Here is a 14,196-nt window from a genome sequence, read left to right as displayed (position 1 = left end):
TTTATAAAACTGGCTGATAAATTTCAGCACCAGAGTCGTTAAATTCTTTTGATTTAAGTGCCATGCCTTGTTCTGCAGTCATGCTAATAGTTTCATCTAAGATCTTAATGCTGATCTCACCTGAATCTAATTTCGCAGTGAAATCACGTACATCCTGGGTGATTTTCATTGAGCAGAATTTTGGCCCACACATGGAGCAGAAATGCGCCACTTTTCCTGATTCCTGCGGTAATGTTTCATCGTGGTATTCACGTGCAGTGACCGGATCTAAACCGAGGTTAAACTGATCTTCCCAACGGAATTCAAAACGTGATTTTGACAAGGCATTATCCCGAATTTGTGCACCGGGATGACCTTTCGCTAAATCCGCGGCATGTGCGGCAATTTTGTAAGTGATTAAACCGACTTTTACATCATCTTTATTGGGCAGACCCAAATGCTCTTTAGGGGTGACATAACATAACATAGCACAACCGTACCAACCGATTTGGGCGGCTCCTATGCCCGAGGTAATATGATCATATCCCGGCGCGATATCAGTGGTTAACGGACCTAAAGTATAAAATGGCGCTTCAAAACAGTCTTCCAGCTGTTTATCCATATTTTCTTTAATCATCTGCATCGGCACATGACCCGGGCCTTCGATAATAACCTGCACGTCGTATTCCCAGGCAACTTTAGTCAGTTCACCTAAGATTTCCAATTCTGCAAATTGTGCCTGGTCATTGGCATCCGCAACTGAACCTGGCCGCAGACCATCACCTAACGATAATGACACATCGTATTGCTGACAGATTTCGCAAATTTCACGGAAGTACTCGTAAGCAAAGTTTTCTTTATGGTAAGTCAAACACCATTTTGCCATGATTGAACCACCACGCGAAACAATACCCGTCACTCGTTTAGCCGTCATCGGTACAAAACGTAATAATACCCCCGCATGAATAGTAAAGTAATCCACCCCCTGCTCAGCTTGTTCAATTAAGGTATCGCGGAAGACTTCCCATGTAAGATCTTCAACCACACCCTTAACTTTTTCTAATGCCTGGTAGATAGGCACTGTACCTATTGGCACGGGTGAATTACGCAGGATCCATTCACGTGTTTCATGAATGTTACGACCTGTAGATAAGTCCATTACAGTATCGCCACCCCATAGCGTTGACCAGACCAGTTTTTCCACTTCTTCTTCAATCGATGAGCTAACCGAAGAGTTACCTATATTAGAATTAACTTTGACTAAAAAGTTACGGCCAATGATCATTGGCTCTAATTCAGGGTGGTTAATGTTTGAGGGGATAATAGCACGTCCGCGAGCAACTTCCTGACGCACAAACTCCGGGGTTATTTTTTCCTGCAGATTGGCACCAAAACTATGACCTGCATGTTGAAAATGCAGTTCTTCACATTTTACGCGGTCACGGCCCATATTTTCACGAATTGCAATATATTCCATTTCAGGAGTGATAATACCCTGACGGGCGTAATGCATTTGAGTAACACATTGTCCTTTTTTAGCACGCAGTGGTTTTGGTAAGTTAGCAAAACGTAATTCGTCTAAGGTGTCATCGGCTAACCGCTGTTGTGCAAAATTCGACGTGACACTCTGCAGTGTTTCAACATCATCACGAGCGGCTACCCACGCTTCACGTAAACGCGGTAAACCGGCATGCACATCAATTTTAGTCTTTGGATCTGTGTATGAACCCGATGTGTCATAAACAGGGATAGGTTCATTCTTTTCAAAAACGGGATTTTTTTCATTATCTCCTAGCGGAGTATCTGTTTGATGAATTTGACGCATAGCGACTTTAATTGGGTGGATTTTACCCTTAATAAAAATCTTTTCTGAATTGGGATAGGATTCGTTATTGAGATTTTGAATGTAGTCCTGCGCTGCTAGGCGGGAGGCTTTACGGGATAAACCTTTACGGCTGCTGGTTTTTAAATTCGAGTTTACTTGATTAGACATAGCATTCTTTACCTTAATTAAATTGGGTAGTGAGAGTGCTTGTCGAAATTCAGTGGAAAGAGTAAAGAAAAGAGATCCCTTTTCTTTATGCTTGTTTCCTACGCAGGTATTAACCCAATCAGGTTCCACGGATCCCACTTTTCCTTGCAAAAAACACCTGTTATGGGGTGATAATATTGCAGAATTAGCGGTCTCAGCCCGAAGGCGCTCCGACAAGAACCCGCAGTATAGAAGAAAAATCGGACAAGTTAAACAGAATAACTGAATCAAATCAGTCAGGATCACTCTTTCGGTTTCTGGAAGCGGATCGTCATTGCATCTGTTTTTGCAGTGTTCAAGGGCTGAGCAGGATAATTTTGCTTAAGTGACAGGCATAAAAAAACCCCGCTATCATAGATAGCGAGGTTTATTAATCTTAAAAGTTATTTAAAAGAAACTATTTCTTTTTAGCCGCTTTATCTGCTTTAACTTTTTCGATTACGCCTTCAGCAACGTTGTTTGGACAAGGCATGTAGTTCTTGAACAGCATAGAGAACTGACCACGGCCCGATGTCATTGTACGTAGAGAACCGATGTAACCAAACATTTCTGAAAGAGGTACGTCAGCTTTAATACGAACACCAGTATTACCGGCTTCTTGACCAGCGATCATACCACGGCGACGGTTAAGGTCACCGATAACATCACCAACGTGATCATCAGGCGTAAATACATCTACAGCCATGATAGGTTCAAGAAGTTGTGCACCTGCTTTTGGAATCGACTGACGGAATGCACCACGTGCTGCTAATTCAAATGCAACTGCAGATGAATCGACGGCGTGGAAACCACCATCATAAACTTCGATTTCAACATCTAATACTGGGAAGCCAGCTAGTACACCCGTATCCATCATGCTCTTGAAGCCTTTCTCAATCGCAGGGAAGAATTCTTTTGGTACGTTACCGCCAACAACTTTAGAGCTGAAAACAAAACCACTACCTGGTTCACCAGGCTTGATACGGTAATCAATTTTACCGAACTGACCAGAACCACCAGACTGTTTCTTATGCGTGTAGCTATCTTCAATTTCTTCTGTGATAGTTTCACGGTAAGCAACTTGAGGTTCACCAACAGCAAGATCAACACCGTAGGTACGCTTAAGGATATCAACTTTGATATCTAAGTGAAGCTCACCCATACCAGACAGGATAGTTTCACCGGAATCAACATCAGTTTCAACTTTAAAGGTTGGATCTTCTGCAACCATTTTACCGATAGCAATACCCATTTTCTCAGTTGAACTTTTATCTTTAGGTGTAACAGAGATAGAGATTACCGGATTAGGGAAAACCATTGCTTCTAGGATAATCGGGTCTTTAGGATCACATAATGTGTGGCCCGTTTGCACGTTGTTCTTCATACCAACGATAGCCATGATATCACCCGCTTGTGCTGATGATAGCTCTTTACGATCATCTGCCTGCATCTCAACCATACGGCCAACACGCTCAGTTTTACCCGTAAAGGAGTTAAGGATAGTATCGCCTTTCTTAAGCGTACCTGAGTAGATACGTATAAAGGTTAACGCGCCGTAACGGTCATCCATAATTTTAAATGCTAAGGCTTTAAATGTTTCTTCTGTAGAGACAGTTGCAAACTTACCAGTTGGTTCACCTTCTTCATCCGTAAGCGGTTGTGGATCAACTTCAGCTGGGGCCGGTAGGTAATCAACAACAGCGTCAAGAATATTTTGAACACCTTTGTTTTTAAAGGCAGAACCACAGTAAGTCGGGAAGAAATCCATTGTACGCGTACCTTTACGGATACAACGTTTAAGTTCTTCCATAGAAGGCTCAATACCCTCTTCAAGGTATGCTTCCATCAGGTCATCGTCTTGCTCAACGGCAGTTTCGATTAATTGTTCACGGTATTCTTCAGTCAATTCAAGCATATCAGCTGGAACATCAGTGATTTCGTAGTTTTCTGGAAGACCAGTCGCATCCCAGATATATGCTTTACGCGTCAATAGGTCAACAACACCACTGAATTCATCTTCAATACCGATAGGTAAAACCATGACTAACGGGTTAGCATCAAGTATTTTTTTAGTTTGCTCAACCACGCGGTAGAAATCAGCACCCATACGGTCTAATTTGTTTACGAAGATAATACGAGCAACTTTTGAGTCATTCGCATAACGCCAGTTAGTTTCTGATTGTGGTTCAACACCACCAGAACCACAGAATACGCCGATGCCGCCATCCAATACTTTAAGAGAACGGTAAACTTCTACTGTGAAGTCAACGTGTCCAGGAGTATCAATAACGTTTAAACGGTGGTCTTTCCAGAAACAAGTTACAGCTGCAGACTGGATAGTAATACCGCGCTCAGCTTCCTGTTCCATAAAGTCAGTTGTAGATTCGCCATCATGTACTTCACCGGTTTTGTGGATTGTACCGGTCAGTTTTAGGATACGCTCTGTGGTTGTTGTTTTACCCGCATCAACATGGGCAAAAATACCAATATTTCTGTATTTACTTAAATCTTTCATTTTTTATATACTCTTTAGTAAAAAATTGAATCTATATTCCGGCAGCATTATACAAGTATTAGCATTAAACAGAACACGGAATTAAAAATAAAATAAAATATGTTGCTTTTTTAGACATGTTTTTAGTGGTTTTTATAAAAATCGCCTGCTTTTGATGGAAATCTGAGTACAAAAAGCGCTTATCCTATTTCTTAAAATGCTAAGAAACTAAAAATGGTTTTAGGGTCTGTTGACCTTTCGTGTGCATTTTTGCAGTAATTTGTGCGTGCTTTATACAAGGCAGAGCTTGCGCGGTGTAGTTATTCTACATAAGCAGGCGATAACGTTGTAAGAAAGTGCGCACAAATGCTGCCCTTCGGGTTCATCTAAAAGCGTCCTGCGCTGCGTTATGCATCGTTTACATAGAATAACTATGTGAACGAAGCATGCCTTGCTCAGAACACTTTTAGATTGAACAAAATTTGTACTCAAAAGGTCAACAGCCCCTAATTCATCGCAATTAATACCACGGCAAATAAAAGACTAAAAACAAAGGTTGATAAGGCCGTATTTTTAAGCTCATCATTAAATACTTGACCGTCACGAATATCTTTGAAGATCGCCTCTTTTAATGCCAGACAACTTTTGATTAGCGGACTAAAGCTGAGCAAAAAAATAAATTGCCAGGCTTGTACGTTTTCAAGCAAACTGAAATAGGAAATAGAACAGATACCGGCAGCAACGATAAGAGACAAATGATAGATAAAAGCATTTCTCCGCCCCCATAAAACCACCAAAGTTGTTTTATTAGCCTCCTTGTCCGTATACATATCACGCATATTATTAATATTTAAAACCGCTGCGGATAAAAGCCCGACACTGGTTGCCGGTAAAAGTAAGGACCAGCTAAAAGTTAAACCGTAAAGGTAATAACTGCCGACCACGCCTACCAAGCCAAAAAATAGAAAAACAGCAAGATCGCCCATCGCTCTGTAGCCATAATGTAATTTTCCCATGGTATAGGTTATCGCAGCTACGATAGCTAATAAACCCAGCACTAAAAAAACTACCCAACTCGTTGAATTTGAACCTAATGCAACAACCAATAAAGTCATGCCCGAAACGGACACTAAAAAAGTCGTTAAAAGAATCGCAATTTTCAAACTTTTTCGGCTAATAGCACCGCTCTGCATTGCGCGTAACGGACCAACACGCTTGCCATTGTCTACGCCGGAAATAGCATCACCATAATCATTGGCAAGATTTGATAAAATCTGCAGTAACAAAGCGGTAATGAGCGATAAACTAAAAATCAGCAGGTCAAATATTTGAGCGTGAATGGCGAGTCCAGCCCCTAAAATAATTGAAGCTGCTGCAAGCGGTAATGTACGTAAGCGTAATTCGCTTAGCCAAACTGAAACCTTACTCATCTAAATATCCTAAATAATTGTGGTTATACGCGGTACCGCTAGGAATCGGCCGTTAATCGCGCTACATTAACAAACCTTAATCCGTCAATATATCATGAGCCCATGTTAACTGCTGAGCATAATTTCAATTTAATGGTCATTTTTATTCGTGAACAATTACAACAGTTTGCAATAAAACAGGGCGATAAGCCAAGCTGTAATCTGGTTATCCCGCTTACCCGGTTTGATTTACTTGGTTTATTAAAAGGACAATCATCGGGCAGCGATCCACTTTATCCACGAATTTACTGGGAGGATATAGATCATCTGCAAAGCATTGCCTGCTTTGGTGCAATTGATGAATGCACCTACATTCCCGAACCCATTGGCGAGGCTTGTTACTTTGGTGGCTTGGCTTTTCAGCAGCAGGGGGTGCAATGGGCAGATTTCCCGGAAATATTTTTTATCCGTCCGGCCTTAGAGTTTATATTAGAACAGCAAAAATTAAGTTTAACCTGTCATTTTAACGGCTCTAATAGTATTGAGAAGAGTTTATTATTAATAAATTGCCTGCAAAAACCTGTTTCTCTTCAAGCGGTCAACAATATCGTTGTTTCTCGAAAGGATCTGCCAAATCAGCAACAATGGGCAAAGCTGGTTGAATCGGCCATTGAGTATAAGGCATTAATCCCAAAAGTTGTTTTATCTCGGCAGACTGAGCTTGTCTGTGAGCAAAAAGTTAATCAATGGGATTTAATGAATCAATGGCAGGAAGCAAACCCCAATAGTTTCCATTTTGCCTTTCAGTTTTCTAAAAACCATACTTTTATCGGTTGCTCTCCGGAACGGCTTTTTTCTCGTGAAAAAAACCAACTTAAAACTGAAGCCTTAGCCGGGACAGTCAATCGGGGAAGGGAGCCGCGCGAAGATGCTATTCTGCGGCAAAGCTTGTTAAGCGATAAAAAAATTGACCGGGAAAACTATTTAGTACAAGAATTTATTGTCTCTAATCTTAAACGTTTAAAGGCGGAGGTTAGCTGTTCTGAGCCGCATGTCATGCAACTGCTTAATGTTCAGCATTTACGAGTGGAGATTAACGCTAAATTAAATGCGCAAACCAACGATGCACAGCTTTTACATAATTTACATCCAACCCCGGCCGTAGGGGGCTCTCCAAAATTGCCCGCGCTGCAGTTTATTAATGATAAAGAACATTATAATCGTGGTTGGTATGCGGGTACTGTAGGTTATCTGCGCGTCGATAAAAGTGACTTTAGTGTTGCCATCCGCAGCGCCCTGCTGTCTGATAACAGGATCAAATTATTTGCTGGCGCCGGCATTGTAATAGGGTCAATTGCAGATCAGGAATGGCAGGAATTGGAAAATAAAATTCACACTATTTTAGATATTCTATCGGTGTAATTTAAGGTGAAAAATGATCACTACATTATATAAAGAGCCGACTTCATTTGCTCATGAGTTTTCTAATATCAACCTGTTGTGGGCATCTCTGTTTATTGAAGAGCTGGTGCGCAACGGTATTTCAGATTTTTGTATTGCCCCCGGATCCCGTTCAACCCCTTTAACATTAGCGGCTGACCAGCATAAAGAGGCACATACCCATGTACATTTTGATGAACGGGGTTTAGGTTTTTTCGCCCTTGGCCTGAGTCTTCTTAGCCGTAAACCCGTGGTTATTATTACCACCTCCGGCACCGCGGTCGCAAACCTTTATCCTGCCGTTATTGAAGCCAAACTAAGCGCTATCCCTTTAATTGTATTATCGGCCGACAGACCGGTTGAATTGATCGATTGCGGCGCGAATCAAGCCATTGACCAATATCGAATTTTTTCCCATTACCCGGTTTTTTTTGCACAAATACCCAGTGCGACGACACATATCAAACCTAATTACCTGCTAACCACGATTAATCAAGGGTTACAGCTGCAGCGGCAGACCCCCGCACCGATTCATTTTAATATCGCGTTTTCAGAGCCCTTGTATCCGCAAACAACCACGGTTAATTATCAAGGCTATTTACAATCATTAAAACAGTGGCTAACAGATAAACAACCCTTTAGCCGATATTTTCATAATACAGACGCTTTTCAAATGGCAGCCCATACTCAGCTAAGGGATAAAAAGGTGCTGGTTATTGCCGGCCGTATCAACGATACCAATCAAGCTCAAGCCATTGCTGAATTTGCTGCATTAAATAATTACCCGCTTTTAGCCGATCTGCAATCCGCATTAACAGGCAATGCAAATAACCTCCACTATTATGACCTGTTATTGGTCAATAAACAGTTTACTGAAAACCTGCAGCAGGCCGATATTATTGTACAGTTTGGGGGTAAGCTTATTTCCAAACGCCTTAATCAATTTATTGAAGAATTTGCAGGCGAATATTTATTAGTCGATTCAAGTAATACTAGAATCGACCCCACCCACAGACTAAGAAAAAGATTTGTATGCTCGGCCACGCAATGGATAAAAAGCATACAGAATAAAATACCTGCGATTGATAAACACTGGTCACAGGCACTGCAACAGCAAAACAATTATATAACGAAGCACATAATAAGCCCTTTTTTGAACAATAATCTGATCAGCGAAATATCCGTCACTGCCGCATTAGATAAGTTACTGCCTGCTGACACCCCGGTATTTATCGGCAATAGTATGCCGATTCGTTTAAGCGATATGTTTTTTAGACAAAACGCGGCATTGCCCTTTAGCAATAGAGGGGCAAGCGGCATTGATGGTTTGCTGGCAACGGCAAGCGGTGTTGCAAAGTCTTGCTCAGATATCACTACATTATTAATTGGCGACACCTCTTTTCTCTACGATTTAAATTCTCTGGCTTTATTAAAACAACTGCACGGCCCGTTTGTTATTATTGTGTTTAACAATGATGGCGGCGCGATATTTAATCTCCTACCGGTGCCTGCTCAGCAAAAACAAGATTATTACCAATTACCCCATGGTTTAACCTTTGCCGACAGCTGCAGGCAATTTTCAATCGATTATTACCAACCCGAAGGTCTGGATCAATTTGTCAGTGATTATCAAAAATCATTACAAAATCGTCTTTCTTTAATTGAGATTTGCGTCAAAAACGACCAAACTTACAACCACCTTGAGCACATCAAAGAGCAGATAAAGTATGCCACTTTTTAGCCAAACGCAGGGATCACCTCAATCCCCAGCTTTAGTCTTTTTGCACGGTTTTTTAGGTAATCATCAGGATTGGTGTGAAACCATCAAGCAGCTCAAAGAATCTTTTTATTGTATCTCTATCGACCTGCCCGGGCATGGAGATTCAGCCTCAGTAACAATACCCATAGATAAAGGCTTTGAGACAACACACAGGTTGATTAAAAATGCTCTAGACGACTTACAAATCAAAGAATATATTCTCATTGGTTATTCCCTTGGTGGCCGTATTGCACTTGATTACGCGCGCACCCAACGGGATGAAAATTTAAAAGCCTTAATATTAGAATCTTGCCATACCGGTTATCAAACTCAGGATGAAAAAGACCAACGTTTTGCAGATGACCTTAATTGGGCGAAACGCTTTGCCACGCAAAGTATTATCCAAAGTTTAAATCAATGGTATGAACAGGATATTTTCAGCGATCTTTCCTGCGAACAAAAAAACAACCTGATTAATAAACGCAGTCGTAATTATGGTGTGTGTTTAGCCAATATGCTGCTGGCAACCAGTGTCGCTCAGCAAAGCGATGCAACCCCTTTTTTACAAAATAATGCGACACAAGCAAACCCCTTAGCGATTCATTACTGCTTTGGCGAAAAAGATAATAAATTTAAAACCTTAGGCCGCGCATTGACCAAGCTTAAAAATATCCACCTAACTGAATTTTCCGAAGCTGGTCATAATATTCACCGGCAGAGTCCGGTGCAATATGCGCGCTTTATTCAGCAGCATTTTAGTCAATAACTTTTAACTCGATTGCGCAGTTTTTAACTTTAAAGACGGCATTAAATTTTTCACCCTTTAAGATCAAAAAGATAAATTTATAGGATGCAACGATAGAGAAGATATTCGCATAAGAATCATGCCAGCATTTGAATCTTAGTTAACCCGATCTCAGCTTAAAAGATCAGATCGGGTTAACAGGCATGTAGCTCCACTTATGTTAATGCTTATCCCAAATTATGCTTAAGTAAGTAAAATTTCATGCCTAACCCACAGTAAAAAAACGGCTAAATCGAGTTTAACCAATAACCTTTAGATAATAATTAAGAGAAAAATATGCCTGAAAAAGAGGGTTATGCACCCATTGCATGGAAAAAAAGCACCTTAGACTTCACTGACATTCTTTATCACAAAGCCGATGGAATCGCCAAAATAACGATTAACCGTCCGCATATCCGTAACGCTTTTCGTCCGAAAACAGTGAATGAAATGATGCAGGCACTTCAGGATGCGCGTTATGATGGTGACATTGGCGTCATTATTCTCACCGGCCAAGGTCCCTTATCTTTTTGTTCCGGAGGGGATCAAAGCGTCCGCGGGGACTCGGGTTATAAGGATGAAAGCGGCGGTCATCATCTTAACGTTCTGGATTTTCAGCGCCAGATTCGTACTTGCCCAAAACCTGTGATTGCGATGGTAGCAGGTTATGCAGTGGGCGGCGGTCATGTCCTGCATATGATGTGTGATTTAACCATCGCTGCTGACAACGCACAATTCGGGCAAACCGGCCCTAAAGTGGGCTCCTTTGATGGCGGCTGGGGAGCCAGTTATATGGCGCGCATCGTTGGTCAGAAAAAAGCACGCGAAATTTGGTTTTTATGCCGCATGTATGATGCTCAGGAAGCGCTGGAGATGGGGATGGTCAACACCGTTGTACCTCTTGTTTCTTTAGAAAAGGAAACCGTAAAATGGTGCAGAGAGATCCTGCAAAACAGCCCCATGGCGTTGCGCTGTTTAAAAGCTGCATTAAATGCGGATTGTGACGGGCAGGCCGGATTGCAAGAGCTGGCGGGTAATGCCACCATGCTTTTTTATATGAGCGAAGAGGGTCAGGAGGGACGTAATGCTTTTAATGAAAAGCGTAAACCTGATTTTTCAAAATTTGGTCGTAATCCATAATGATCACAGCAATCTTCTCTTCTCTTCTCTTTTTATTGCCCTTTGAACGGGCAAGCCTTTGGTCATAACAGAAAATTCGATCTAAACGCCTAACAGCACTCAGAGCGGATTATATATGCTCATTGTTTTTTATAATAAGCAATCAGTTTGATAGTCTTTTCCTATCAAACTGATTGATAAAAACAATTCGAATCTTTTTGTCATTTGACGCATGATATTGCGTTAGCAATGTGTGAAAGCACTTTTTTTATTTTTAAAAGGAATAACTCATGGTATTAGTAGGCCAACAAGCTCCTGATTTTACAGCGGCAGCTGTTCTCGGTAATGGCGAAATCGTTGATAATTTTAACCTGAAAGATTTTTCTGCTGGTAAAGAAACAGTCATCTTTTTCTACCCTCTTGATTTTACTTTTGTATGTCCTTCTGAGTTAATCGCATTCGACAAACGTTTTAGTGAATTCCAAGCACGTGGTGTTGAAGTAATCGGTGTTTCAATCGATTCACAATTCACTCATAACGCATGGCGCAACACGGCAATCAACGATGGTGGTATCGGTCAGGTACAATACCCACTGGTTGCCGATGTTAAACATGAAATTTGTAAAGCATACGATGTTGAATTAGAAGCTGCCGGTGTTGCACTACGTGGATCTTTCTTAATCGACAAAAATGGCGTAGTTCGTCATCAAGTAGTTAACGATTTACCGCTTGGCCGTAATGTTGATGAAATGTTACGTATGGTTGATGCGCTTCAGTTCCATGAAGAGCACGGCGAAGTATGTCCAGCACAATGGGTTAAAGATAAAGCCGGTATGGAAGCATCTCCAGAAGGTGTTGCTAAATACTTATCTGAGCATAACGACGACCTATAAATTTAAATGAAAAAATGGCACTTTTGTATTGCAGCATAAGCATACAAAAACAGCCAAATTTCTCGATGATCATTTAAATAAAAACGGCTTCTTTATTGAAGCCGTTTTTGTCTCCGGCATAAAATCCCCAATCCCAACAAGCTGTCTTTTTTGACGGCATGTAAAAAGTCACTGCAACCGCTTTGAGCATAGATAACCACATTTTGCAGTGGACTCACCCAGCCATTAACAATAGTTGAGGAAATAACTTTTATTTGCTATAAAGGCACACTCTCAAATTTTACTAATTGCTTGTTTTGATTTTTTATTATTAAAACAAAAAACGATAAGTATTCACTAAATTCAGGAATATACTAATGAATGGTGCCCACTCTGTCGTCCAGGCATTAAAGCAGCAAAACGTAACACAAGTTTTTGGTTATCCTGGCGGGGCAATTATGCCCTTGTATGATGCTCTCTATGATGGCGGTGTTGAACACCTTCTTTGCCGTCATGAACAAGGTGCAGCAATGGCCGCTATCGGTTATTCACGCGCAACCGGAAAAACCGGTGTCTGTATCGCCACTTCAGGCCCCGGCGCAACCAACCTGATAACAGGACTTGCAGATGCATTATTAGATTCAATTCCCATTATCGCTATCACCGGTCAAGTGGCCAGCGATTTAATTGGTACCGATGCTTTTCAGGAAGTTGATGTACTGGGCCTTTCCTTAGCCTGTACCAAACATAGTTTTATGGTGCAAAGCCCTGAACAGTTAGGGCCGATTATTGAGCAGGCATTTCAAATTGCTCAGTCGGGTCGACCCGGTCCTGTCCTGATCGATATCCCTAAGGATATTCAACTTGCAGATGCCGTTATCCATCATTTAACACAACCCGCCAGCGACTCAAAACCCTTGGATAATTCATTACTAAGACAGGCAAGGTCAATGATTCAGTCGTCCACTAAACCGCTTATCTATGCCGGGGGTGGTGTCGGTATGGCCGGTGCAGTAACAGAGTTGCGCAGTTTCATCAAAACATCAAAAATCCCCAGTGTGTGTACATTAAAAGGCATCGGATCCATCCCCTATGACTCCGATTATTTTCTCGGCATGGTGGGAATGCACGGCAGTAAGGCGGCTAATATGGCCATTCAAGAGTGCGATCTGCTGATTGCTATTGGCGCGCGATTTGACGATCGGGTTACTGGAAAACTAGAAGAATTTGCTCCCTATGCAAAAGTTATCCACCTGGATGTTGATGCCGCCGAAATAGATAAGTTACGCGTGGTTGAGCTGGCCATGAATGATGATTTGAAATTAATTTTACCGGCAATAGAAATCGCCACCAGCATACTCAACTGGCGAAGCTACGTCGCCAAAATGAAGATGGATTTTGCCAATCGTTATGACCATCCCGGTGGCGCTATTTTTGCTCCCGCCCTGCTTAGAAAACTCGCAAAAATGATGCCGGCAGACACGGTCATCTGCAGTGACGTAGGACAGCATCAAATGTGGGTTGCACAGCACATGTTTGTCGATCGTCCTGAAAACCATATTTCCAGTTCGGGTTTGGGAACCATGGGGTTTGGGATTCCAGCCGCTGTTGGCGCACAAATGGCAAGACCTGATAATACCGTGATTGCGGTTTCAGGCGATGGTTCATTTATGATGAATGTACAGGAACTTGGGACCATCAAACGCGGTAAATTACCGATTAAAATCCTTCTGATTGACAATCAGCGCTTAGGCATGGTTCGTCAATGGCAGCAGCTATTTTTTGAAGGTCGCTATAGTGAAACGATTTTAAGCGATAATCCGGATTTTGTGACTCTGGCAAGTGCCTTTGATATTCCCGGCGAAACCATTGTGGCAAAATCGCAGATTCCGGATGCATTGACTAGACTGCTTAACAGTGAGGGTGCCTATTTGTTACATGTGTCTATTTCAGAAGCGGAGAATGTCTGGCCATTGGTGCCACCGGGCGCTGCAAATAACAAAATGATGGAGAATTTAGAATGAATTACTTAATGATAATTCAAGGTGAGAACAGCCCTGAATTATTGGAAAGACTGTTACGCGTTATTCGCCACCGCGGTTTTTTTATACAAAAAATAAACGCCGAATGCACCGGAAATTGTAAATTATTACATGTAACCGTGACGGTCAGCAGTGATCGCCCGGTGAGTTTATTAAGTAAGCAAATTGAAAAAATATTCGGCATTACGCAGGTTGCAGTACTCGGGCAGACACAACCGGTAAAAGAAAGTGCCTAGGGTCTCTTGACTCTGTCATACAAGTTACCTTTTCTGTCAAAAGAAGTTAAT

The 14,196-nt window shown here is 41.7% G+C and carries 11 protein-coding genes and 1 riboswitch; of the genes, 7 read left to right on the top strand and 4 right to left on the bottom strand.

The features are described from left to right. Position 1 precedes the first annotated feature (1 nt). The 3 genes from thiC to menA all read right to left on the bottom strand — a co-directional run bounded on the left by thiC (position 2) and on the right by menA (position 5,914). Positions 2-1,972 carry a phosphomethylpyrimidine synthase ThiC gene (gene thiC, locus CXF72_RS16305; protein ID WP_101040600.1) on the bottom strand — a complete coding sequence of 657 codons (1,971 nt, stop codon included), beginning with the start codon at positions 1,970-1,972 and terminating at the stop codon, positions 2-4. A gap of 78 nt (positions 1,973-2,050) precedes the next feature. Further along, positions 2,051-2,194, bottom strand: a riboswitch (TPP riboswitch). A gap of 214 nt (positions 2,195-2,408) precedes the next feature. Next, positions 2,409-4,505, bottom strand: coding sequence for an elongation factor G (gene fusA, locus CXF72_RS16300; protein WP_101040598.1), 2,097 nt, complete (start codon positions 4,503-4,505; stop codon positions 2,409-2,411). A gap of 485 nt (positions 4,506-4,990) precedes the next feature. After that, complete coding sequence (gene menA / locus CXF72_RS16290; RefSeq protein ID WP_101040596.1) at positions 4,991-5,914, bottom strand: 1,4-dihydroxy-2-naphthoate octaprenyltransferase; 924 nt, start codon at positions 5,912-5,914, stop codon at positions 4,991-4,993. A 102-nt stretch (positions 5,915-6,016) separates the two neighbouring features. On the opposite strand from menA, the gene CXF72_RS16285 reads away from it, so the two are divergent. The 5 genes from CXF72_RS16285 (at position 6,017) to CXF72_RS16265 (ending at position 11,888) form a co-directional block, all read left to right on the top strand. Further along, positions 6,017-7,315 (top strand): isochorismate synthase, encoded by a 1,299-nt coding sequence (locus tag CXF72_RS16285; protein WP_101040594.1) that lies wholly within the window; start codon positions 6,017-6,019, stop codon positions 7,313-7,315. A 13-nt stretch (positions 7,316-7,328) separates the two neighbouring features. Further along, the gene (gene menD / locus CXF72_RS16280; protein WP_101040591.1) at positions 7,329-9,074 is read left to right on the top strand and encodes a 2-succinyl-5-enolpyruvyl-6-hydroxy-3-cyclohexene-1-carboxylic-acid synthase; all 1,746 of its coding nucleotides are present in this window, start codon (positions 7,329-7,331) and stop codon (positions 9,072-9,074) included. After that, entirely contained in the window at positions 9,061-9,858 is a 798-nt protein-coding gene (menH, locus tag CXF72_RS16275) for a 2-succinyl-6-hydroxy-2,4-cyclohexadiene-1-carboxylate synthase (RefSeq protein ID WP_101040590.1), read from the top strand. The genes menD and menH overlap by 14 nt, the downstream gene beginning before the upstream one ends. A gap of 315 nt (positions 9,859-10,173) precedes the next feature. After that, positions 10,174-11,016, top strand: coding sequence for a 1,4-dihydroxy-2-naphthoyl-CoA synthase (gene menB, locus CXF72_RS16270; protein ID WP_101040588.1), 843 nt, complete (start codon positions 10,174-10,176; stop codon positions 11,014-11,016). Positions 11,017-11,285: 269 nt separating this feature from the next. Beyond that, entirely contained in the window at positions 11,286-11,888 is a 603-nt protein-coding gene (locus CXF72_RS16265; protein ID WP_101040586.1) for a peroxiredoxin C, read from the top strand. A 73-nt stretch (positions 11,889-11,961) separates the two neighbouring features. Here CXF72_RS16265 and CXF72_RS20080 read toward each other — a convergent pair whose 3' ends face one another. Next, positions 11,962-12,090 (bottom strand): hypothetical protein, encoded by a 129-nt coding sequence (locus CXF72_RS20080; RefSeq protein WP_269801200.1) that lies wholly within the window; start codon positions 12,088-12,090, stop codon positions 11,962-11,964. Between the two features lie 154 nt (positions 12,091-12,244). Here CXF72_RS20080 and ilvG point away from each other — a divergent pair, with 154 nt between their 5' ends. Then, on the top strand, positions 12,245-13,891 hold the full coding sequence (gene ilvG / locus CXF72_RS16260; protein WP_101040584.1) for an acetolactate synthase 2 catalytic subunit: 1,647 nt from the start codon (positions 12,245-12,247) through the stop codon (positions 13,889-13,891). Further along, positions 13,888-14,145, top strand: coding sequence for an acetolactate synthase 2 small subunit (gene ilvM / locus CXF72_RS16255; RefSeq protein WP_101040582.1), 258 nt, complete (start codon positions 13,888-13,890; stop codon positions 14,143-14,145). The genes ilvG and ilvM overlap by 4 nt, the downstream gene beginning before the upstream one ends. Positions 14,146-14,196 lie beyond the last annotated feature (51 nt).

The organism is Psychromonas sp. MB-3u-54 (assembly GCF_002836415.1).
Classification (GTDB): Bacteria; Pseudomonadota; Gammaproteobacteria; order Enterobacterales; family Psychromonadaceae; genus Psychromonas.
Note: the sequence above shows the minus strand (reverse complement) of the source record. Positions and strands in the feature narration are given on the sequence as shown.

What these genes read in the sequence shown, in the direction of transcription:
- thiC (WP_101040600.1), bottom strand. Translation starts at nt 1,972, where the DNA reads ATGTCTAATCAAGTAAACTCGAATTTAAAAACCAGCAGCCGTAAAGGT.
- fusA (WP_101040598.1), bottom strand. Translation starts at nt 4,505, where the DNA reads ATGAAAGATTTAAGTAAATACAGAAATATTGGTATTTTTGCCCATGTT.
- menA (WP_101040596.1), bottom strand. Translation starts at nt 5,914, where the DNA reads ATGAGTAAGGTTTCAGTTTGGCTAAGCGAATTACGCTTACGTACATTA.
- CXF72_RS16285 (WP_101040594.1), top strand. Translation starts at nt 6,017, where the DNA reads ATGTTAACTGCTGAGCATAATTTCAATTTAATGGTCATTTTTATTCGT.
- menD (WP_101040591.1), top strand. Translation starts at nt 7,329, where the DNA reads ATGATCACTACATTATATAAAGAGCCGACTTCATTTGCTCATGAGTTT.
- menH (WP_101040590.1), top strand. Translation starts at nt 9,061, where the DNA reads ATGCCACTTTTTAGCCAAACGCAGGGATCACCTCAATCCCCAGCTTTA.
- menB (WP_101040588.1), top strand. Translation starts at nt 10,174, where the DNA reads ATGCCTGAAAAAGAGGGTTATGCACCCATTGCATGGAAAAAAAGCACC.
- CXF72_RS16265 (WP_101040586.1), top strand. Translation starts at nt 11,286, where the DNA reads ATGGTATTAGTAGGCCAACAAGCTCCTGATTTTACAGCGGCAGCTGTT.
- CXF72_RS20080 (WP_269801200.1), bottom strand. Translation starts at nt 12,090, where the DNA reads ATGTGGTTATCTATGCTCAAAGCGGTTGCAGTGACTTTTTACATGCCG.
- ilvG (WP_101040584.1), top strand. Translation starts at nt 12,245, where the DNA reads ATGAATGGTGCCCACTCTGTCGTCCAGGCATTAAAGCAGCAAAACGTA.
- ilvM (WP_101040582.1), top strand. Translation starts at nt 13,888, where the DNA reads ATGAATTACTTAATGATAATTCAAGGTGAGAACAGCCCTGAATTATTG.